Origin of the sequence: Streptomyces boninensis (genome assembly GCF_048572725.1) — a bacterium.
GTDB classification, from domain to species: Bacteria; Actinomycetota; Actinomycetes; order Streptomycetales; family Streptomycetaceae; genus Streptomyces; species Streptomyces boninensis.
In genome coordinates this window covers 7,621,110-7,642,323 of record NZ_CP183837.1, presented here as the reverse complement: position 1 = coordinate 7,642,323, position 21,214 = coordinate 7,621,110, and the positions used below count along the sequence as shown (strand labels likewise).

Sequence of the window (21,214 nt, the reverse complement as noted above, 5' to 3'; positions counted from 1 at the left end):
GAAGCTTTCTCGACCTTCGCCAAGGAAGGCGGCCGCATCGGCAGCGGCCGGCGCGGCTGCGGCCAGGGCGGCACCGGGCGATGTGCGTGAGCACCCGCCACCGGTCCCCTGCCGTATCCCTGCCGAGAGGAACTTCCTTCCCGTGTTGCATGCCAGAAAGACCCTCACCGCCGTAGTCGCTCTGCCGCTGCTCGCCCTGAGCGCCTGCGGTTACGGATCCGAGTCGGACGACAAGGAGCCGGCCGCCGCGGCGAAGGAGGGCAAGAAGCTCAGCGTGGACGAGGTGAAGGTCGGCTACTTCGCGAACCTCACCCACCCCACGCCGCTGGTCGGCCTGAAGAAGGACCAGACCGGCATCATCGACAAGGAGCTGGGCGGCACCACCGCCAAGGCGTCGGTCTTCAACGCGGGCCCGTCCGAGATCGAGGCGCTGAACTCGGGCTCCATCGACATCGGCTGGATCGGCCCGTCCCCGGCGATCAACGGCTTCGCCAAGTCCAAGGGCAAGGCCCTGAAGATCGTCGCGGGTTCGGCCTCCGGCGGCGTGAAGCTGGTCGTCAACCCGAAGAAGATCAAGTCCCTGAAGGACGTCAAGGGCAAGAAGATCGCCACCCCGCAGCTCGGCAACACCCAGGACGTCGCCTTCCTGAACTGGGCGGCGGAGCAGGGCTGGAAGGTCGACCCGCAGTCCGGCAAGGGCGATGTGTCCGTGGTCCGCTCGGATAACAAGGTCACCCCCGACGCCTACAAGTCCGGCTCCATCGACGGCGCCTGGGTGCCGGAGCCGACCGCGTCGAAGCTCGTCGCCGACGGCGCGAAGGTGCTGCTGGATGAGCGGAAGCTGTGGAAGGACGGCAAGTTCATCATTACGAACCTGATCGTCTCGCAGAAGTTCCTGAAGGAGCACCCGGACGTCGTCGAGGCCGTGATCCGCGGCTCAGTGAAGACCAACGCCTGGATCAAGGACAACCCGGACGCGGCAAAGGCGCAGGCCAACGAGGCGCTGAAGGACCTGTCCGGGAAGCCGCTGCCGGCGAAGGTGCTCGACCCGGCGTTCAAGTCCATCGACCTCACCGACGACCCGCTCGCCGCCACCCTCGACACCGAGGCGAAGCACGCGGTCAAGGCGGGCCTGCTGGAGAAGACCGACCTGAACGGCATCTACGACCTGTCGATCCTCAACAAGGTGCTGAAGTCCGAGGGCCGGCCCGCGGTGTCCGCGGCCGGGCTCGGCGAGCAGTAGGCACCCCCAGTCGCCGGTGGCGGGGCGGCGCCACCCCTCCCCGCCACCGGCCGCCCCGCTTCTTCCCGCATCCGCGATACGCACAGGAGGTGACCGGAGATGACGACCCGGACCCTGGCCAAGGCCGCTGACCTGACCAAGGCGCCCGCGCCGGCCGACGCCGCCGCGGACCCCGCGGTCCGTATCAGCGGCGTCCACAAGTCGTTCGGCGCGGCGCCGGTCCTCGACGACATCGAGCTCGCCGTCCGCCCCGGCGAGTTCGTCTGCCTGCTGGGCGCCTCCGGGTGCGGCAAGTCGACGCTGCTGAACCTGGTCGCGGGCCTCGACACCCCGACCGCCGGGGAGATCGAGGTGCCGGGCGGGAAGCGTCCTGCGCTGATGTTCCAGGAGCACGCGCTGTTCCCGTGGCTGACCGCGGGCAAGAACATCGAGCTCGCGCTGCGGCTGCGCGGCCTGCCGCGCGAGCGGCGGCGGGCGGAGGCGGAGCGGCTGCTGGACCTCGTACGGCTCGGCGACGCGTACAAGAAGCGGGTGCACGAGCTGTCCGGCGGCATGCGGCAGCGGGTCGCGCTGGCCCGGGCGCTCGCGCAGGACTCCGACGTCCTGCTGATGGACGAGCCGTTCGCGGCCCTCGACGCCATCACCCGTGACGTACTGCACGAGGAGCTCACCCGCATCTGGCGGGAGACGGGCGTCTCGGTCCTCTTCGTCACCCACAACGTCCGCGAGGCGGTCCGGCTCGCCCAGCGGGTGGTCCTCATGTCCTCCCGCCCGGGCCGGGTCAGCCGCATCTGGGACGTCGACCTGCCGCAGCCGCGGCGGATCGAGGACGCGGCGGTCGCCGAGCTGTCCGTCGAGATCACCGAAGAGCTCCGGGGGGAGATCCGCCGTCATGGCCAGCACTGATACGAAGCCTGATCCGAAGCCTTCCGCCGGCCAGGAAGGGGACCTGGCCGGCCTGGAAGCCGGACTCGACGCCCTGGAGACGCGCTCCGCGACCCGCACGCCGCTGCGGCAGGTGCTGGTGCAGAAGGTGCTGCCGCCGCTGACCGCGGTGGTGCTGGTGCTCGTCCTCTGGCAGGTCCTGGTCGCGGCGCAGGTCACGGACGAGTACAAGCTGCCGCCGCCCGCCGACGTCTGGGACAGCCTCAGGCAGATGTGGCTGGAGGGCACCCTCCTGGAGGTCATCTGGACCTCCGTCTCCCGCGGCCTGTTCGGCTTCCTGCTCGCCCTCGCCATCGGCACCCCGCTCGGGCTGATCGTGGCCCGGGTGCGGTTCATCCGCGCCGCGATCGGCCCGATCCTCTCCGGCCTGCAGTCGCTGCCGTCCGTCGCCTGGGTGCCGCCCGCGGTGCTGTGGTTCGGGCTCAACGACCAGATGATGTACGCGGTGATCCTGCTCGGCGCGGTCCCGTCCATCGCCAACGGCCTGGTGTCGGGGATCGATCAGGTGCCGCCGCTGTTCCTGCGGGCCGGCAAGACGCTCGGCGCGACCGGCCTCGCGGGTGCGCGGCACATCGTGCTCCCCGCCGCCCTCCCCGGCTACCTCGCCGGGCTCAAGCAGGGCTGGGCGTTCTCCTGGCGCTCGCTGATGGCCGCGGAGATCATCGCCTCCTCCCCCGACCTGGGCCTCGGCCTCGGCCAGCTGCTGGAGAACGGCCGCAACAACTCCGACATGCCCGGCATCTTCCTGGCGATCCTGCTGATCCTCATCGTCGGCATCGCCATCGACCTGCTGATCTTCAGCCCGCTGGAGCGCCGCGTGCTGCGCAGCCGCGGCCTCTTGGTCAAGAGTTGAGCTGATAGCCATGCACCACACCCCAGCCCTCGTCCTGATAGCCCACGGCAGCCGCGACCCGCGGCACGCCGCGACCGTGCGCGAGCTGATGGCGGGGGTGCGGGCGCTGCGCCCCGGGGTGCGTACGGAGGTCGGGTTCCTGGACTTCGACGCGCCGTCCGTACCGGACACGCTGGCCCGGCTCGCGGCCGACGGGGTGACGGACGCGGTGGCCGTGCCGCTGCTGCTGACCCGTGCCTTCCATGCGAAGTCCGACATCCCGGGAGTGCTGGCGGAGGCGGCCGTACGACACCCGGGGCTGCGCGTCCGGCAGGCCGGGGTGCTCGGCCCTTCGCCGCTGCTGCGGACGGCGCTGGAGCGGCGGCTTTACGAGGCGGGGCTGACGCCCGCCGACCGCCCGTCGACCGGCATCGTGCTGGCCTCGGCGGGCTCCACAGACCCGGAGGCGATCGCAGTGATCGCATCAGTCGCGCGGGAGTGGCGGCGTACCGGTTGGTGCGCCGTGCGGCCTGCGTTCGCCTCCGCTTCCCTGCCCCGCACCGAGGACGCGGTACGGGCGCTGCGCGCGGACGGGGTGCGGCGGGTGGCCGTCGCCCCGTATGTCATCGCCCCCGGCCGGCTGCCGGACCGGATCGCGGCCGGGGCCGCGGAGGCGGACGTGCTGGCGGAGGTGCTGGGCGCCGCGCCCGAGCTGGCCGCCCTGGTCGTGCGGCGGTACGAGGACGCCGTCGCGCCCGCATCCGGGCACCCGCTCAGGCGCGGGCGAGGTCCGTTGTCGCGGGCAGCGCCTCGATGAAGTCGTCGATGGCCTCGAACAGCCGCAGCTCCGCCGCCGGTTCGAGGACGGCGCCGCCGTCCTGGCGGCGGTCGATGTGCCGGTCGAGCAGGAAGGCGCCGGCCACCACATGCCGGGCGCCGAGCGCGGTGAGCACCGGGCGGAGCGCGTAGTCGATGGCGAGGACATGGGCGAGCGAGCCGCCGGTCACCAGCGGCAGCACCGTCTTCCCGGTGAGCGCGGCCTGCGGCAGGAGGTCGAGGAACGACTTCAGCAGGCCGGTGTAGGCGGCCTTGTAGATCGGGGTGGCGACGATCAGCGCCTCGGCCGCGGTGACGGCGTCCGTCGCCCGGGTAATGGCCGCGGAGTCGGTCCGGCCGGAAAGCAGCTCGGCGGCCGGCAAATTCCGTATGCGGAGATGCTGGGCATCGAATCCGGTGAGCGAAAGCCGGTCCACGGCATGGTCGACGAGCAATCCGGTACGGGAATTCACCGATGGGCTTCCGGACAGGGCGAGAATGGACGTCATGCGGTGCTCCAGGGGGGAAATGTGCTGCACGGAAACAGTTTTCGGGCACGCTGAAGCGGCGCGAGCACCTGGGGAAAAGCGGTGGTCAGCAGCTGTGGTGCGCGCAACAGAAGGGCGCACAGATCGCGCTGGCGTGCCGTCGCAGATCGACGTGCAGGCGCGATACGAGAATGTCAGCTGGACTCACAACATGTGAGCATGGCAGCAACTGCCAGGTGCCGTCAATGATTTCCGTACCGCGGTCTCGGATGGCGGAATATCAGGCGCCGCCATTTGCCCATGGCGGCGCGGGATGCGAATGTGGGTGCATGCCTTCCGGCGAGTTCCTCTTCGCGCGTCACCACGTGGATCTGCTCCGCGTTGCCAGCGCGCTGTGTCAGTGCGGTTCGTAAACCACACCCCAGCACCGGCACTCACCTCTGGAAGAGGAATCTCATGTCCGCATCCCTGCAGTCCCCCGCGCCCGCACGCCTCGACAAGCCCACTGGCCTGCTCACGCCCACCCGCCTCGCCGAGACCGCCCGCCGGGTGGCCGCCGACACCGGCTTCTGGCGGCCGCGGGTGCGCTTCGACGCCGCCGACCGGTACTACGCCCGCCTAGAGGTCACCCCGGAGTATGAGGTCTGGCTGCTGACCTGGCTGCCCGGGCAGGGCACCGGCATCCATGACCACGGCGGCTCCTCGGGGGCCTTCACGGTGGTCCAAGGCGCGCTGACGGAGCGTACGTTCACCACCTCGGCCCGCCGCCCGGCGCCCTGGGAGCTGCCCGTGGGCGCCATCCGCGCCTTCGGGCCGCGGCACACGCACGAGGTCGTCAACCACGGCTCCGTGCCGGCGGTCAGCATCCACGCGTACGCACCGGCCCTGACGTCGATGTCGTACTACGAGGAGCTCCCCGGAGGGGGCATCATCCTGCGCTCCACCAGCCCTGTTGACCGCTGAGCGGGCCGGCCTTCCCGCCAACTCACCCCCTAGCGCAGATAGTTGTAAGGGACACGACCCTTCCCCAGGTGGGGTTTGCCCTACCCGAAGGGTGTAGCCGTCCACAGCTCCATCTCACCGGCGGGCAGGATGGGGCGGGGGCCGCTCCGCCCATAGCGTCGTGAGCGAAAGGTGGTGGCGACAAGGGGCCGCCACCCCTCACGAGGGGGATCAACGTGGCGGACCACCGCCTTACGCAGCGAACCAATAGCAGACCGCGCGGCGTCGCAGCCCGGGTCGGCGGGTGGAGCGTCCGCCACCGCTGGGCCGCCGTAGGAATCTGGGTGCTTTTCGTGGTGCTGGCGATGGGCGCCGGCTCCGCGGTGGGCACCAAGGAGATCAAGGGCAGCGAGGAGATTTCGGGCGAGGTCGGGCAGTCCGAGAAGATCCTCGAGGATGCGGGGATCGACGAGCCGCAGGGCGAGACCGTACTCGTTCAGGGCGTTGACAAGGGAACGAAGGCGACCGCGCCAGAGTTCCGCGAGGCCGTCGCCCAGGTCATGAAGGCCGTCGAGGGCACCGGCGAGGCCACCTCGGTCACATCGCCGTACACCACCAAGACGATCTCCAAGGACGGCCGTTCCGCGCTGGTGCAGTTCAAGATGCGCGGCGACCCGGAGACGGCCGGGGACCGCGTGCAGCCGCTGCTCGACGCGGTCGAGAAGGTGCAGGACAAGCACAAGGACACGCTGGTCGTCGAGGAGATCGGCGGCGCCAGCATGAACAAGACCTTCGACGACGCCTTCGGCAGCGACTTCAAGAAGGCGGAGTACTCGGCCGGGCCGGTCGCCATCGGCATCCTGTTGATCGCCTTCGGTGCGGTGGTCGCCGCACTGCTGCCGGTGCTGCTGACGATCACCGCACTCATGGCGACGTTGGGTCTTATGGGTCTGGTGAGCCACTTCCAGCCGATGGGCGAGACCAGCAACTCCGTGATGCTGCTGGTCGGTATGGCGGTCGGCGTCGACTACTGCCTCTTCTACCTGCGCCGAGAGCGCGAGGAGCGGGAGAAGGGCCACGACGGACGTACGGCGCTGGAGATCGCGGCGGCCACGTCCGGGCGGGCCGTGCTGGTCTCCGGTGTCACGGTGATCGTGGCGATGTGCGGGATGCTCTTCACCGGGCTCGCGGACTTCGAGTCCATGGGCCTCGCTTCGCTGATGGCCGTGGCGGTCGCGATGATCGGTTCCGTTACGGTGCTGCCCGCGTTGCTCTCGCTGCTCGGGGACCGGGTGGAGAAGCTCCGGGTGCCGTTCCTCAACCGGCTGAAGCGGGGCCGCACCAATGTCAATGGCGAGAGCCGGGTCTGGCGCGCGGTGCTGACCCGAGTGCTGCGGCGTCCGAAGGCGGCAGTGCTGGTCTCGGCCGGCGTGCTCGCGGCGATCGCTCTCCCCGCGCTGGGGATGAACACCCAGCAGTTGACGATGGACCAGGAGTTCGGCGACGACCTGCCGATCGTGCAGACCTATCAGCGGGTCAACGACGCCTTCCCCGGCGGCTCCGACCCGGCGCAGGTCGTCGTCAAGGCCGACGACATCAGCGCCGCTCCCGTACGGAAGGCCATCCAGGACTTCCGCAGTCAGGCCGTCTCCTCCGGCGCCTCCCGCGGCCCGGTCGACGTCGTCATGCACGACAAGGAGAACGTCGCCGTCATCGATGTGCCGCTGGTCGGCGGCTCCGATCAGGACAAGGCCGAGAAGAGCCTGCTGAAGCTGCGCGACGACGTGCGGCCCGCGACCTTCGGCAAGGTCGACGGCGTGGACGCGCCGATCGGCGGCCAGGTGGCCGGGTCGAAGGACTTCAACGACAAGCTGGTCGGCGCGGTCGTGCCGGTCTTCGCCTTCGTGGTCGTCTTCGCCTTCCTGCTGATGCTGATGTGCTTCCGGTCGCTGACCATCGCGATCACCTCGATCCTGCTCAACCTGCTGTCGGTGGGCGCCGCGTACGGCATCCTCACCATGGTCTTCCAGCACGGCTGGGGCGCGGGGCTGGTCGGCGCCGAGGGTGTGGGCGCGATCATCTCCTGGCTGCCGCTGTTCCTCTTCGTGATCCTCTTCGGCCTGTCGATGGACTACCACGTCTTCGTGGTCTCCCGGATCCGCGAGGCGCGGATGCAGGGCCGTACGACGAAGGACGCGATCGCGCACGGCGTCATCACGACGGCCGGTGTGGTCACCTCCGCGGCGGTCATCATGGTCGGCGTCTTCGCGATCTTCGGGACGCTGTCGATGCAGTCGATGAAGCAGATGGGCGTCGGCCTTGCCACGGCCGTGCTCATCGACGCGACGATCATCCGCGGCGTGCTGCTGCCCGCGGTGATGGCGCTGCTCGACGACCGCAACTGGTACTTCCCGAAGTCGCTGCGCTGGCTGCCGAACCTGGCGCACGACGAGCCGGCCGCGCCGGCGCCGGTCCCGCTGCCGCGGGAGGGCGACGAGCACGAGCGGGTACGCGTCTAGCCCGCCTGCCTGCGGACGGCCCCGTACCGGGAGAAAAACCCGGTGCGGGGCCGCGGCGCGTCCGGATAGCCTCGCGTCCGTAAGCGCACCCGGATTCTGGAGACTCGCATGTGCTGCTGCGCCGCCTGCTGCTGCTGCGCGGTGACCCGCGGCGGTGTGACCTGCGGTCCCGTCCGGGCGTCGCGCGTGTGCGCATCCGTGTTCACCCGCCGTCCGCGGCGCGGCCGCCGGCCCTGACCGGCCCGGTGCCGCCTCTCCGCTGAACGGCTCTCTTCTCACCTGACCTCGCCGTCAGGCGATCACCGCTGCCCGCGTCAGGGCCACCCGCCAGTCCAGGAATGCTCCAGCTCCGAAAGGACGGCCGGCCGTGGCCCACTCGGCTTCGCCTGCGCTCTCGCAGAACTTCCTCGTCAACGACCACACCGTGGCGCGCTTCGTCCGCTTCGCCGCGCCCTCCCCCGCCGACCACCTGCTCGAGGTCGGCGCCGGGAAAGGCGCCCTCACCGCCGCGCTCGCACCGCGCTGCGGCAGCCTCGTCGCGTACGAGATCGACCCCCGCCTGATCCCCGCCCTGCGCCGCCGCCTGGCGGCACACCCCGCCGTGCGCGTGCACCGCGGCGACTTCTTTGCGGCCCGCCCGCCGGGCCGGGCGTTCGCGGTCGTGGGCAACGTCCCGTACGCCCGCACCTCCGACGTCGTCGACTGGTGCCTGCGCGCGCCGCGGCTGACCTCGGCGTCGCTGATCACCCAGCGCGAGTACGCGCGCAAGCGCACCGGCGACTACGGGCGCTGGACGCTGCTGACCGTACGCAGCTGGCCGTGGTTCGGGTGGCGGCTGGGCGGGAGCGTGCCCCGCCGCGACTTCCGGCCCGTGCCGCGGGTGGACTCCGCGATGCTCCGCATCGACCGCCGCCCGCACCCGCTGCTGCCCGCCGCCGAACGGGCCCGCTACCGGCGCCTGGTGGACCTCGGCTTCACCGGCACCGGCGGCTCGCTGTACGCCACCCTCCGCACCGCGCACCCGCCCCGACGGCTGGCCGCCGCCTTTGCCGAGGCGGGGGTACGGCAGGACACCCCGGTCGGATATGTGACGCCCGGCCAGTGGCTACGTCTGCACGCGGGTTTGCTGCGCTGACCCCTCGGGCCCGCTCGGCCGCGCGATGGCCGCCGAGCGGGCCCGGCGGGTCCTGAGGTCGCGGTAGGCGTACGCCGCCACGGCCAGGACCTGCGGCAGCGGATACATCTTGTACCAGGACGCGAAGAAGAGGACGGACAGGGCGGCCGCATAGCCGAGCAGGCGGACGGCCTCGCGCGTGCGCGGTGTGAGTGCGGCCGTCAGTCCCACGAGGAGGGCCAGGCTGAGGGCGTAGGCGTCGCCGAGCGTGCCCGCGGGCTCCAGATACGGGATGAAGCCGAACCATCCCAGGACGAAGGCGAGGACGGGGAGCAGCGGGAGGAGGAAACGCTCCGGCGACCAGCCGTCGCGCAGGCAGTACAGCGCGTAGACCGAAGGCGCCAGCAGGAGGGCGACCCCCTCGGGCAGCGCGACGAACGGAAAGCCCACGGTGAGCAGGAGGAAGGCCGCCGCGACGGCACGGCCCGCAGCGCGCACCGTATCGCTGGAGTCCGGGGTGAGCGCGGCCGTCAGGCCCAGGGAACCCACCAGAGCCAGCAGCCACACGGCCGCGTAGGCGTATCCCCGGGAGTTCAGATACCCGTACTCGTGGTCGCGGGCGAGCACGAACCAGCCGGTCATCCCGAGGCCGACGAGCAGACCGGCGGGCAGGACGAAGCGCGTCAGCGCCGTCGTGATCGCATGGGGGGAACGCGGCGCCGGCGGCGCGGCCGGTGCGGTCGGTGCCGGCACTGACGGCGCGGTCGGTGCCTGCGCGGGCACTGTGGGCACGGGCGTGGGGACAGCGTCCGGTACGCGGTCGAGTTGCCGCAGCGCGCCCGCCAGTTCGGCGGCGCTCGCGTACCGCTGGGCGGGATCCTTGTGCAGCAGCTTCAGTACGAGCGCGTCCCAGGCCGCCGAGAGCCCCGGCGACACCGCGCTGGGCGCGGGCGGCTCCTCGGTGAGATGCGCCGACAGATACCCGACCGTATCCGGCGCCCGGAACGGCAGCCGCCCCGTGACCAGCTCGAAGAGCACGCACCCCAGCGCGTACAGATCACTCCCCGCCTCCGGCCGCCCGCGCGCCTGCTCAGGCGCCATGTACGGCGGCGTGCCGACGATGAAGCCCGTCTGCGTGAGCCGGTCCGCCGTCGCGTACGGGTCGGCGGCCCGCGCGATGCCGAAGTCGAGGACCTTTACCGCGCCGGAAGGCGTGATGAGGATATTCGAGGGCTTGATGTCGCGGTGCAGGATGCCGGCGCCGTGCGCCTCGGTCAGCGCGTCGCAGATCTGCGCGCCCCAACGGGCCGCGTCCGCCGGGGCGACGGCGCCGCGCCGCCGCAGCGCGTCCAGGCTCTCGCCGCGGACCAGTTCCATCACCAGGAACGGCACCTGGCCGCCGTCCTCGGCCGCCGTCTCGCCCAGGTCGTGGACCGTCACGACCTGCGGATGCTGCAGCCGGGCGGTCATCCGCGCCTCCCGTAAGAACCGGGCGCGGGCCTCGTCGCCGCGGCTGCCGCCGCCTGCCAGCAGGGAGATCAGCTTGACCGCTACGGGCCGGTCGAGGGTCTCGTCCTGGGCCTCCCACACCTGGCCCATGCCGCCCTCGCCGAGCGGCCGCACCAACCGGTAGCGCCCCGCCAGGAGTTGATCGCGCAACGCCGGCCTCCCCCGCCTCGCTCAATAACGATGTTACGAAATCATGCCGCGTCTGCCGCCGATCGGCCAGCGCACCATCGCGCAACCGGCACGCAACCACCACGCATTACCCATATCGCCATGACTTCTCCCCTTCGCCGACGAAGCCTGCTGCGCGGCGCCGCGGCCGGGTTGTTCGCCGCCCCGGCGGCGGCCGCGCTCACGACGACCCGCGCGGCCGCCGCCGAGCCCGTGAACTACCCGATCGCGCTCACCAATCAGAAGACCAATGTCTTCGAGGTCTTCGACCGCACCGGCGACTGGTCCGGCGCCTCCAACTGGTCCTTCTCGCCGGGCACCACGAACGGCTGGGACGACCCGTTCGAGATCCGCTTCCGGGAGACCACGCGGTACGGCACGATCGCGCTGATGACCGCTGGCGTGCCGGGCAACGGCCGGGCCGGGATCGTACAGGTGACGGGGAAGCCCAACCGGCTGGACCGCGGCGATCTGATCTGGGAGGCGTCGGTCTCCAGCTATCCGCACTGCATCGAGCGCATCCCGAATGTCGCCGCGGTCGTCGTGGCCGGCACCCGCGACCGCATCCATGTCTTCGGCGGCGCGAACAGCGACCACTCCACGCTCCGCGAGGTGCAGACGATCACCGACATGCCGAAGCCGCACGCGGTGCTGTGGGACGACGAGAACAGCCTGCTGTGGGTCACCGGCGGCACGAAGATCCGTACGTACAAGGTGACGGGCGCCAACTCCACCGCCCGCCTGGTGAAGTACGGCACCGACATCACCTTCGCCGGCAACGGCCACGACCTGCAGCCCGACTACGCCAACCCGGGCAAGCTGACGGTGACGGACAGCGGCCGCTGCTACTCCCTCGACAAGGCGACGCGCAAGCTCACGATCTTCTACGAGGAGAACTACGTGAAGTCCTACGTCCGCCATCCCTCCGGCGAGGCGATGTGGACCCTCGACCCGACCCCGTCGGACGCACCGTGGGGCGGGCCGACGGTCTACTTCTCGCAGGGCCGGACCATGACCCGCCCGGGCGCCCAGATCTACAAGTCCCGCATCGTCACGACTCGCTTCCACTGAGCGAACGCAGCGGCCAGGCGCCGTCGATCGCGGCCGTCTCCGCGGGCGTACGGCCCTGGCGCTGCAGCCAGTGCCGGTATCCGGCGGCCCAGTCGGCATACCAGCCGACCTGCCAGCGGTGCAGGTCCCAGGCGGCGGCCTCGCCGACCTCCGGATGGCGCTCGGCGATCGCGCGGGCGACGCGGACGGCGGCGAGGGCGTCGGCGGTGGCGTTGTGCGCGGACGAGAGCGGCACGCCGTATTCGACGCAGGCGGCCTCGAGGGTGCGCTTGCCCTTTCGATAGCGGTCGACGGCGCGATCGATGGTGAGCGGGTCGATGACCGGCCCCGGCTCGCTGTGACCGAGGCGCTCGTCGAGCGACGGCAGTCCATGCCGCTCCAGCTCGGCGGCGAGCAGGCTGAGATCGAAGGCGGCGTTGTACGCGACGACGGCGGCACCCGCGCGCCAATGGCCCACCAGGCGGTCCGCTATCTCGTCGGCCACCGCGGCCACCGGCCGGCCCTCGGCCACGGCCCGCTCGGTGCTGATCCCGTGGATCGCGGCCGCCTCCGCCGGGATCGGGACGCCCGGATCGGCGAGCCACTCGCCCCGCTCCACGGGATCGCCCGCGCGGGTCGCGATCACGGCCGCGGTCACGATCCGCGCCTCACGCGGGTCGGTGCCGGTCGTCTCCAGGTCGAATCCGACCAGGGTTCCGCTCAGCCAGCCTTGGGTCACGCCCAGCCCTCCCAGTTTTCGATCAAACGGGGTCGTTCACAGTCCCGCTTCTCCCCCAGCTGTCACCAGCCTTTCATGCGGCACTGACATACCGGAGCGCTCAGGTCCGGTTCTACGACACCGCCCGCGAGTCCCCCCAAGCCGACTCGAACTCCTCCCGGTACGTCTCGAACAGCCCCGGCTCCCCCGTCCCCTCCCCATGGATCAGGTCCCGCCGCCCGGACCGCAGCACCAGCACCGGCGCCTCCATCCCGCGCGTCCGCCGCAGATACGACTGGACCACCCCTATGCCGTCCGCCCGGTCGCCATCCACCAGATATGCCGTAAATCGCGGCGTCTCGTCGAAGACCCGGATCTCGAAGCCCGCACCCACCTCGCCCGCCCCCGGCGCGCGCACGGCCGCGCGCACCCGGCGCATGTGCCGGATGTTCGTCTCCACCTGCCGGCTGAGCTCGCCCTTCTTCAGGCCGAGCTCGCGCTCCCGGCGCCGCACCGCGCTGCTCGCCGGGTTCAGGAACAGCAGCCGGACCCGGCAGCCCGCCTCCGCGAGCCGCACCATGCGGCGGCCGGAGTAGTTCTGCACCAGCAGGTTCAGGCCTATCCCGACGGCGTCGATGCGGCGGGCGCCGCCGAACAGGTCCTCCACCGGCAGCTGCCGCTGCAGCCGCACCCGGTCGGGGTGCACCCCGATCACGTCCGCGTACCGGTCCCCGACCAGGTCCTCCACCGCGTCCACGGGCAGCCGGCTGGGCACGGCCCGGGCGTCGGAGGGCGCGGACGCCGAGGCGCCCAGCATGTCGAGCAGCCGCGCCGCCGCCCGCTCCGCCTGCGCCAGCACCGCCTCCGAGAGGGCGCGGTTACGGGAGACCACGTTGCGCGTGACCTCCAGCTCGTCGAGCGCCAGCTCCACATCGCGGCGGTCGTCGAGGAACGGCTCGAAGCACGGCCAGTGCTGCACCATCAGCTCGCGCAGCTGCGGCATGGTGAGGAAGGAGATGACGTTGTCGTCGGCGGGGTCGAGCAGATAGCCCTTGCGGCGGCTCACTTCCCGTACGGCAGCGGCCCGCTGCACCCACTCCTGGCCCGCGGGGCCCGCCGCGGCGAGGACCCACTCCTCGCCGTGCACCGGCTCGTAGATGGGGCGCAGCACGGCGGCGACTACGGTGCGCAGCCGCTGTTCCACCAGGTTCAGCCAGATGTAGGCCCGCCCGGCGCGCCGGGCGCGAGTGCGCACCTCGGTCCAGGCGTCGGCGCCCCAGTCCAGTTCGGCTCCCATGATCTCCGGTTCGCCGGCCACGGAGATGGCGCCCGGGCTCGGTCCGTCGTCGCCGGAAGCTCCCGGCGGCAGCTCTAGACCGCCCGAACTCACCTGCGCACCGCCCTTCGCCCACCCTTTATGATCAACACAGCCAGATCACCGAAGACTACTGCCGCCCCCGACGCCGGTGCACCCTGATGAACTCACAAGTTCACCAAGTCGATGCGGAGTTGACTCGGCAAGCCCGGAACCGGCTCGGGATTCTGCCACACCGGGTAGTTCGTACACCTATCCGGGGGAAGTTCCCCGGCGAGTTGGCCCGATGGGCGGCGGCTGCGCAAGGATGCTCACCATGCAGGTCTGGCCGGGTCAGGCGTACCCCCTCGGCGCCACATACGACGGCGCCGGCACGAACTTCGCGGTGTTCTCCGAGGCCGCGGAGCGGGTCGAGCTGTGCCTGCTGCACGACGACGGCTCCGAGACGGCGGTGGAGCTGCGCGAGACCGACGCCTTCGTACGGCACGCCTATCTGCCCGGCGTGATGCCGGGCCAGCGGTACGGCTTCCGGGTCCACGGCCCGTACGAGCCGGAGCGCGGGCTGCGCTGCAACAGCGCGAAGCTGCTCCTCGACCCGTACGCGAAGGCCATCGCCGGCGAGACCAGCTGGGACGAGGCGGTCTACGGCTACCACTTCGCCGAGCCGGACCGGCGCAATGACCTCGACTCGGCGCCGCACACCATGACCTCGGTCGTGGTGAACCCGTACTTCGACTGGGGCGACGACCGCCCGCCGCGCACCGACTACCACGAGACGGTCATCTACGAGGCGCATGTGAAAGGCCTCACGATGCGCCACCCGGGCCTCCCGGACGAGCTGCGCGGCACCTACGCGGCCCTCGCCCACCCCGCCGTCATCGACCACCTCACCTCCCTCGGGGTGACGGCGATCGAGCTGATGCCGGTGCACCAGTTCGTCCACGACCACCGGCTCGTGGACGCGGGGCTCAGGAACTACTGGGGCTACAACACCATCGGCTTCTTCGCCCCGCACAACGCGTACGCCTCCTGGGGCGACCGCGGCCAGCAGGTGCTGGAGTTCAAGCAGGCGGTGCGGGCGCTGCACGAGGCGGGCATCGAGGTCATCCTCGACGTCGTCTACAACCACACCGCGGAGGGCAACCACCTCGGCCCCACGCTCTCCTTCCGCGGCCTCGACAACCCGTCGTACTACCGCCTCGTCGAGGACGACCAGCGCTACTACATGGATACGACCGGCACCGGCAACTCGCTGCTGATGCGGTCGCCCCACGTCCTCCAGCTCATCATGGACTCGCTGCGCTACTGGGTCACCGAGATGCACGTCGACGGCTTCCGCTTCGACCTGGCGGCGACGCTGGCCCGGCAGTTCCACGAGGTGGACCGGCTGTCGTCCTTCTTCGACCTGGTGCAGCAGGACCCGGTGGTCTCCCAGGTGAAGCTGATCGCTGAGCCGTGGGACGTCGGCGAGGGCGGCTACCAGGTGGGAAACTTCCCGCCGCTCTGGACGGAGTGGAACGGCCGCTACCGCGACACGGTCCGCGACCTGTGGCGCGGCGAGGCGCGGACGCTGGCGGAATTCGGGTCACGGCTGACGGGATCCTCGGACCTGTACCAGGGCGACGGCCGCCGCCCTCTCGCCTCCATCAACTTCGTCACCTGCCACGACGGCTTCACCCTGCACGACCTCGTGTCGTACGACAGCAAGCACAACGACGCCAACGGCGAGGACAACCAGGACGGCGAGAGCCACAACCGCTCCTGGAACTGCGGGGCGGAGGGCGAGACCTCCGACCCCGGAGTGCTGGCGCTGCGGCAGCGGCAGATGCGCAACTTCGTCGCCACGCTGCTGCTGTCGCAGGGCGTGCCGATGCTCAGCCACGGCGACGAATTCGCGCGTACGCAGCTGGGCAACAACAACGCGTACTGCCAGGACAACGAGCTCAGCTGGGTGCGCTGGCCGGAGGGCGACGAGGACGAGGGCCTATACGAGTTCACGCGCGCGATGATCTGGCTGCGCCGGGACCATCCCGTCTTCCGCCGCCGCCGCTTCTTCCACGGCCGGCCCATGGAGGGCACCCACGACGAGCTCTCCGACATCTCCTGGTTCACGCCGGACGGCGAGGAGATGCGGATGGCGGACTGGGAGGCGGCGCAGGCCCGTTCGCTGACGGTCTTCCTCAATGGCAATGCCATCTCCGAGCCGGATCTGCGGGGGGAGCGGATCGCGGATGACTCGTTCCTGCTGATGTTCAACGCGCACCACGCGCCGATGGACTTCGTCGTGCCGGTCGACCACGGCCGGCAGTGGCAGGTCGTGGTCGATACGGCACGGGCGGACCCGGTGCCGCCCGGCGAGGGGCCCAAGGTCGAGGCGGGCGAGCGGGTCACGCTCACGGACCGGAGCCTGACGGTGCTGCGGCGGCCGGCGTGAGGGTAAGGGCGGTGTGAGGGTACGTAACCCTGCATGACGCCCACCGCCACCTATCGAATACAGCTGCAGCCGGAGTTCCCGTTCGCGGCGGCCCGCGAAGCCGTCCCGTACCTCGCCGGGCTCGGGGTCTCCCATCTGCACCTCTCCCCCGTCCTCGAGGCGGTGCCCGGCTCAACGCATGGCTATGACGTCACGGACCACAGCCGCATACGGGCCGAGCTCGGCGGCGAGGAGGGCCTGCGGGCGCTGGCGGGGACGGCGCGCGAGCACGGGCTGCGGCTGGTGGCGGACATCGTGCCGAACCACATGGCGCTGCCCGCGCCCGCGTCGCTGAACCGGCCGCTGTGGGAGGTGCTGCGGGAGGGCGAGGCATCCCCGTACGCCCCCTGGTTCGACATCGACTGGACGCGGCACGGCGGGCGGCTGCTGCTGCCGGTGCTGGGCGGTCCGCTCGGGTCGGAGATGGGGCGGCTGCGGGTGGCTGAGGGCGTGCTGCGTTACGGGGCGGACCACCGCTTCCCGCTGCGCCCCGGCACGGAGTCGCTGCCGCTGCCGGAGCTGCTCGACGCGCAGCACTATCGGCTCGGGTGGTGGCGGCTGGCGCGGACCGAGCTCAACTACCGGCGGTTCTTCACCATCTCGGAGCTGATCGCGGTCCGGGTCGAGGACCCGGAGGTCTTCGCGGCCACGCACGGGAAGGTGGTGGAGCTGGTGCGGGAGGGGGTGCTGGACGGGCTGCGGGTGGATCATCCGGACGGGCTAGCGGACCCGGAGGCGTACTTCGCGCGGCTGCACGAGGCGACGGGCGGGGCGTGGACGGTGGCGGAGAAGATCCTGGCGGCGGGTGAGGGGCTGCGGGCTGGGTGGCGGGTGGCGGGGACTACCGGGTATGAGGCGCTGCGGCATGTGGACGGGGTGTTCGTGGACCCGGCGGGGGCTGGGGAGCTGGCGGCGGAGTACGCGGACTTCTGCGCGACGGCGGCGGAAGTGAGGGGCGACTGGGAGGCCACGGTGCGGGGCGCGGCGCGCGAGGTGGTGGAGCACGAACTGGCGGCGGAGGTGGACCGGCTGACGCGGGCGGCGGCGCGGCTGTGCGCGGCGGGCCCGGCGGCGCTGCGCGACCATGCGCCGTGGGCGCTGCGGACGGCGATACGGGAGATCCTGGTCCGGCTGCCGGTGTACCGCCCGTATGCCCGCACCGGCGAGCCCCCGACCGCCGCGGATGCGGCAATGCTGCGGGTGGCGGCACGGGGGGCGCGGACGGCCTTCCGGGTGGCGGCGGAGGGGGATGCGGTCGAGGCGATACGGGAGTTGGCGCTGGGCGGGGACGCGGCGGCGGGCGGGGAAGCCGCGGCGGGCGCGGGCGCGGCCCGCCGCCGCGGCGGCCACGCGGACTGGCGCGAGGGCGTCCACGAGGGCCCCCCCGCCGGCTTGCGCGCGGACTTCCGCGCCCGGTTCGCGCAGACCGCGAGTGCGCTGCGGGCCAAGGCGGTCGAGGATCGGGCGGGCTATCGCTACGTGCCCCTGCTGTCGGCCTGCGAGGTGGGCGGCGAGCCCGGCGAACCCGCCGTATCCGTGCCGGACTTCCACGCCTTCTGCGCGCGGCGGCAGAGGGAGCGGCCGGCGGCGGCGTCCGTGCTGTCGACGCATGACACGAAGCGCAGCGCCGACGTGCGAGCGGCGATCGCCGCGCTGACGCAACGGCCTGGGCGGTGGCGGGAGTTCCTGGACGAGCGCGTGGCGGGCGCGCCCGACCCCCATACCGCGTGGTGGGCCTGGCAGATGGCGTACGGGCTCGGGGCAGGCGCCGCGGACGACCGCCTGCGCGAGGCGCTGCTCAAGGCGGCGCGGGAGGCCGGACTGCATACGACGTGGACGGAGCAGGACGAGGCGTACGAGCGGGCGCTGGCCGACTTCGCGGCGACGGGGCTGAAGTCCGGCGCGGAGGCGACGGCCCGGCTGGCCGCCGAGCTGGCGACCGCGACCCACGCGAACATCCTCGGCGCCGCCCTCCTCCACCTCACCATGCCGGGCGTCCCCGACCTCTACCAGCACACCGAGGCCGAATACCGCGCCCTCGTCGACCCCGACAACCGCGCCCCCATGCACCACCGCCCGCCCGAAGACGCCAAGCTGACGCTCACCCGCACGGCACTGCGGCTGCGCCGCGACCACCCCGCGTGGTTCGGCCGCGCGGGCTCGTACGAACCGGTCAGGGCCAACGGACCCGCCGCAGACCACATCGTCGCGTTCGCCCGCGCCGGGCGCGCGGTGACGGTGGTGACGCGGCTGGCGGACCGGCTGGAGAGGGCGGGCGGCTGGCGGGAGACGCGGCTGGTGCTGCCGGAGGGGCCGTGGCGGGACGCGCTGGGGGGCGGCGAGCACGCGGGGGCGGCGCTGGCGGCGGACGTGCTGCGCGAGCGACCGGTGGCGCTGCTCGTACGGGCGGGATAACCGGTCGCCCCCGCGCCCGCCCCCGTATTAACCTCGCGCCGCACCCCCCACCACGCACAGGGAGCTGAGGATGCCCGGTCACACGGGCACGCGCTGACGCCGCAGGCCGCCACACCGGCCACCCGTCATCGCGTGCCGCCCAAGCCACACCCCCGCGGCACAGCGACGCCTCCTTCCGTCGTACCTCCCTCCGCCAGGAGTCCCTGTGCCAAGCCCGTTGCGTGACCGCGACTTCCGCCTGCTCTGGGCGGGTCAGACCGCCTCCCAACTCGCCGCCCACTCCAGCCAGCTCACCCTCCCGCTGATCGCGGTGGTCACCGTCGGCGCGAGCGCCGCCGAGGTCGGCGCCCTGCGCGCGGTGCAGCAGGCCCCGATCCTGCTGCTGTCGCTCTTCGTCGGCGCCTGGGTGGACCGCAGGCGCACCCGCCGCGTCCTGATCCTGTCCGACCTGGGCCGGGCCGCGGCCATGGCCGCGCTGCCCGCCGCGTACGCACTCGGCGTCCTCCGGCTACCGGTCCTGGCCGCCGTGGCGCTGCTGCTGGGTGCGCTGACGGTGTGCTTCGACGTGACGTACCAGGCGGCGCTCGTACGGCACGTGCCGCGCGTGCAACTCACCACCGCGAACAGCGCGCTGGAGGGCAGCCGTTCCGCCGCACAGATCGCCGGACCGGGTATCGGAGGCGGGGTGATGTCGCTGGCGTCGGCGCCGGTCGCGGCGCTGCTGAGCGCGGTGTCCTTCGGCGCGTCCGCGCTGTTCATCCGGGCGATGCACCGGGACGGGAGCCCGGCGGACGAGCGCGCAGCGGGCATGAGCCCGGACGCCGGGGGCGCCGGCCCGCCGATGCGGCGGCGGATCGCGGAAGGCCTGCGGCTGGTCGCGCGCGAGCCGGTGCTGCGCTCCGTCGGCATCGCCTCCGCGCTCTTCCAGTTCTCCTTCGCCGCCCTGATGACCGTGTACGTGCTGTATCTCCCCCGCGAACTGGGCCTTTCAGGCGCGGCAGTGGGCCTCATCCTGGCTGCGCTGGGTCCCGGCGCGCTCGTCGGCTCCTGGCTCGCCGCCGTGCTCCCGGGCCGGCGCCTCCGATACGGCCTGGTGCTGGTGTCGTCGGCAGTGATCGCGGACGGCGCCATACTGTGCGTCCTCACCGTCACCGGCTCCGGCACGACGGCGACCGCCTGCCTGATGGCCGTCAACTTCCTCTTCGGCGTCGCCAGTCAGCTGGTCGACATCTCCGTCACCGCAGTCCGCCAGGCGATCACCCCGATCGCCCTCCAAGGCCGCGTGGTCGCCACCATCAACGTCGTCGGGATGGGCCTCACCCCGCTCGGCTCGCTCCTCGGCGGCGCGCTGGCGGCGCAGTTCGGGCTGCGTACGGGCATGACGCTGACCGCCGTAGCGCTGGCCCTCTCCCCGCTCTTCATGGCCCTCTCCCCCTTGGCGCGCCTCGGCCGAGAGCTCCCCACACCCGCCTCGCAGCATTGACATGTACAACGTTGGAACACTACAAAGTCCGGATGCGACGGAAGCTGAGAACCAGGTATCTCACCGCCCTTGCGGCGGCCGGTGCACTACTGATCGGCGGCGCCGCCTACGCGGCAGGCGACCCCACCCCCACAGCCACCACTCCCAAGGCCACCCCCTCCACCTTCGCCCTGGCGGACCCGGACACGGTCCTCGGCAAGGACGGCAAATACGTCACGTACGGCACCACCGTCGGCGCCGGCAAGGGCAAGCGCTGCGAAGGCGCCCCGACCGGCGAGCTCTTCGTGCCGGTGCTGGTGCACGGCTCCGGCAACAATGTCGGCATGACCGACTGCGCCTCCGGCGACGCGATGCCCGCAGGGCCGGGCGCCTGGGCCGAGCCGAAGACCGCCGTCTGGGCGCCGGGCGCGGCCCGTTTCGGCGACCGGTACGTCATGTACTACACCGCCACCAAGAAGGGCACCGGCAGCCCCGGACACAAGTGCATCGGCCGCGCGGTCTCGGACTCCGCGCGCGGGCCGTTCAAGGACGCCGGCGAGTGGGCCTGCCCGCCGGGCGGGCGCTGGGCGATCGACCCCAACCCCTTCGTCAGCGGCGGCACGTTGTACGTCACCTACCGGGACGACGCGATCGCCTCCGGGCCCGAGACCGGCATCTCCACGGTCCGTACGGACGGCGAGGGCCGGGCCATCTGGGACACCCGCAGGGACGCGCTGAAGAGCACCGACATCACCTGGGACGAGAAGAACATCAGCGGCAGCACGCACGTCGTCGAGAACCCGTCGATGTGGAAGGGCACCAACGGCCGCTGGTATCTCGCCTACGCGGGCAACAACTGGGACAGCGACCGCTATGCCACCGGCATCGCCGACTGCGGCACCGCGCCCATCCCCGCCTCCCGCTGCAAGCCGATCAGCGAGGGCGTGGCGCGCCCGTACTTCGGCTACACCGGCGCCACCGGACTCAACCCGGTCAAGGGCCTGCCGGCCAACCACCGCGGCCCGGGCGGCATGGACGTCTTCAGCGCCGCCGACGGCTCGCCGCGGGTGGTCTGGCACTGGTGGGACGGCAAGACGCGCTTCCCGATGACGGGGGTGCTGGCGCAGGGCGGCAGCGGGTTCTCCGTGAACTGACCGCCGCGCCCCTCAAGGTGACCGAGTTCACTCCGGCCCCCGGGTCCGCGC

General features: G+C 71.8%; 17 protein-coding genes. 12 read left to right on the top strand and 5 right to left on the bottom strand.

Annotated features, from left to right (window positions below; translation table 11 throughout):
- The first annotated feature begins 142 nt into the window (after window positions 1–142).
- The 4 genes from ACNNMR_RS34815 to ACNNMR_RS34800 all read left to right on the top strand — a co-directional run bounded on the left by ACNNMR_RS34815 (window position 143) and on the right by ACNNMR_RS34800 (window position 3,837).
- A complete protein-coding gene (locus ACNNMR_RS34815) occupies window positions 143–1,243 on the top strand; it encodes an ABC transporter substrate-binding protein (protein WP_419998681.1) in 1,101 nt (366 codons plus the stop codon).
- Between the two features lie 99 nt (window positions 1,244–1,342).
- Window positions 1,343–2,149: an ABC transporter ATP-binding protein gene (locus tag ACNNMR_RS34810; protein ID WP_419998680.1), complete on the top strand. Its 807-nt coding sequence runs from the start codon at window positions 1,343–1,345 to the stop codon at window positions 2,147–2,149.
- Window positions 2,136–3,041: an ABC transporter permease gene (locus tag ACNNMR_RS34805; protein WP_419998679.1), complete on the top strand. Its 906-nt coding sequence runs from the start codon at window positions 2,136–2,138 to the stop codon at window positions 3,039–3,041. Before ACNNMR_RS34810 ends, ACNNMR_RS34805 begins: the two co-directional genes overlap by 14 nt.
- Before the next feature lie 10 nt (window positions 3,042–3,051).
- On the top strand, window positions 3,052–3,837 hold the full coding sequence (locus ACNNMR_RS34800) for a sirohydrochlorin chelatase (RefSeq protein WP_419998678.1): 786 nt from the start codon (window positions 3,052–3,054) through the stop codon (window positions 3,835–3,837).
- Here the strand turns inward: ACNNMR_RS34800 and ssuE are convergent.
- Both ssuE and ACNNMR_RS34790 read right to left on the bottom strand, forming a co-directional pair.
- Window positions 3,794–4,345, bottom strand: coding sequence for an NADPH-dependent FMN reductase (gene ssuE, locus ACNNMR_RS34795; protein WP_419998677.1), 552 nt, complete (start codon window positions 4,343–4,345; stop codon window positions 3,794–3,796). The two genes, ACNNMR_RS34800 and ssuE, sit on opposite strands and share 44 nt — an antisense overlap.
- 85 nt (window positions 4,346–4,430) lie before the next feature.
- The gene (locus ACNNMR_RS34790; protein WP_419998676.1) at window positions 4,431–4,532 is read right to left on the bottom strand and encodes a putative leader peptide; all 102 of its coding nucleotides are present in this window, start codon (window positions 4,530–4,532) and stop codon (window positions 4,431–4,433) included.
- 248 nt (window positions 4,533–4,780) lie between these two features.
- On the opposite strand from ACNNMR_RS34790, the gene ACNNMR_RS34785 reads away from it, so the two are divergent.
- The 3 genes from ACNNMR_RS34785 (at window position 4,781) to erm (ending at window position 8,920) form a co-directional block, all read left to right on the top strand.
- The gene (locus ACNNMR_RS34785; protein WP_419998675.1) at window positions 4,781–5,287 is read left to right on the top strand and encodes a cysteine dioxygenase; all 507 of its coding nucleotides are present in this window, start codon (window positions 4,781–4,783) and stop codon (window positions 5,285–5,287) included.
- Window positions 5,288–5,610: 323 nt separating this feature from the next.
- Window positions 5,611–7,785 carry an MMPL family transporter gene (locus ACNNMR_RS34780; protein ID WP_419998674.1) on the top strand — a complete coding sequence of 725 codons (2,175 nt, stop codon included), beginning with the start codon at window positions 5,611–5,613 and terminating at the stop codon, window positions 7,783–7,785.
- A gap of 367 nt (window positions 7,786–8,152) precedes the next feature.
- On the top strand, window positions 8,153–8,920 hold the full coding sequence (gene erm, locus ACNNMR_RS34775) for an ErmE/ErmH/ErmO/ErmR family 23S rRNA (adenine(2058)-N(6))-methyltransferase (RefSeq protein WP_419998672.1): 768 nt from the start codon (window positions 8,153–8,155) through the stop codon (window positions 8,918–8,920).
- Here the strand turns inward: erm and ACNNMR_RS34770 are convergent.
- Window positions 8,891–10,558 (bottom strand): serine/threonine-protein kinase, encoded by a 1,668-nt coding sequence (locus ACNNMR_RS34770; protein WP_419998671.1) that lies wholly within the window; start codon window positions 10,556–10,558, stop codon window positions 8,891–8,893. The two genes, erm and ACNNMR_RS34770, sit on opposite strands and share 30 nt — an antisense overlap.
- A gap of 120 nt (window positions 10,559–10,678) precedes the next feature.
- Between ACNNMR_RS34770 and ACNNMR_RS34765 the strand changes: the two genes are divergently transcribed.
- Window positions 10,679–11,647, top strand: a complete 969-nt coding sequence (locus ACNNMR_RS34765) for a DUF6528 family protein (protein ID WP_419998670.1) — start codon at window positions 10,679–10,681, stop codon at window positions 11,645–11,647.
- Here the strand turns inward: ACNNMR_RS34765 and ACNNMR_RS34760 are convergent.
- Both ACNNMR_RS34760 and ACNNMR_RS34755 read right to left on the bottom strand, forming a co-directional pair.
- Window positions 11,628–12,365: a 3'-5' exonuclease gene (locus ACNNMR_RS34760; RefSeq protein ID WP_419998669.1), complete on the bottom strand. Its 738-nt coding sequence runs from the start codon at window positions 12,363–12,365 to the stop codon at window positions 11,628–11,630. The two genes, ACNNMR_RS34765 and ACNNMR_RS34760, sit on opposite strands and share 20 nt — an antisense overlap.
- 112 nt (window positions 12,366–12,477) lie before the next feature.
- Window positions 12,478–13,734, bottom strand: coding sequence for an SAV2148 family HEPN domain-containing protein (locus tag ACNNMR_RS34755; protein ID WP_419998668.1), 1,257 nt, complete (start codon window positions 13,732–13,734; stop codon window positions 12,478–12,480).
- 241 nt (window positions 13,735–13,975) lie between these two features.
- On the opposite strand from ACNNMR_RS34755, the gene glgX reads away from it, so the two are divergent.
- The 4 genes from glgX to ACNNMR_RS34735 all read left to right on the top strand — a co-directional run bounded on the left by glgX (window position 13,976) and on the right by ACNNMR_RS34735 (window position 21,163).
- The gene (glgX, locus tag ACNNMR_RS34750) at window positions 13,976–16,093 is read left to right on the top strand and encodes a glycogen debranching protein GlgX (RefSeq protein ID WP_419998667.1); all 2,118 of its coding nucleotides are present in this window, start codon (window positions 13,976–13,978) and stop codon (window positions 16,091–16,093) included.
- 33 nt (window positions 16,094–16,126) lie between these two features.
- The gene (treY, locus tag ACNNMR_RS34745) at window positions 16,127–18,547 is read left to right on the top strand and encodes a malto-oligosyltrehalose synthase (protein WP_419998666.1); all 2,421 of its coding nucleotides are present in this window, start codon (window positions 16,127–16,129) and stop codon (window positions 18,545–18,547) included.
- Window positions 18,548–18,752: 205 nt separating this feature from the next.
- Entirely contained in the window at window positions 18,753–20,030 is a 1,278-nt protein-coding gene (locus ACNNMR_RS34740) for an MFS transporter (RefSeq protein ID WP_419998665.1), read from the top strand.
- A gap of 32 nt (window positions 20,031–20,062) precedes the next feature.
- A complete protein-coding gene (locus ACNNMR_RS34735) occupies window positions 20,063–21,163 on the top strand; it encodes a family 43 glycosylhydrolase (protein ID WP_419998664.1) in 1,101 nt (366 codons plus the stop codon).
- The last annotated feature ends 51 nt before the right edge of the window (window positions 21,164–21,214 follow it).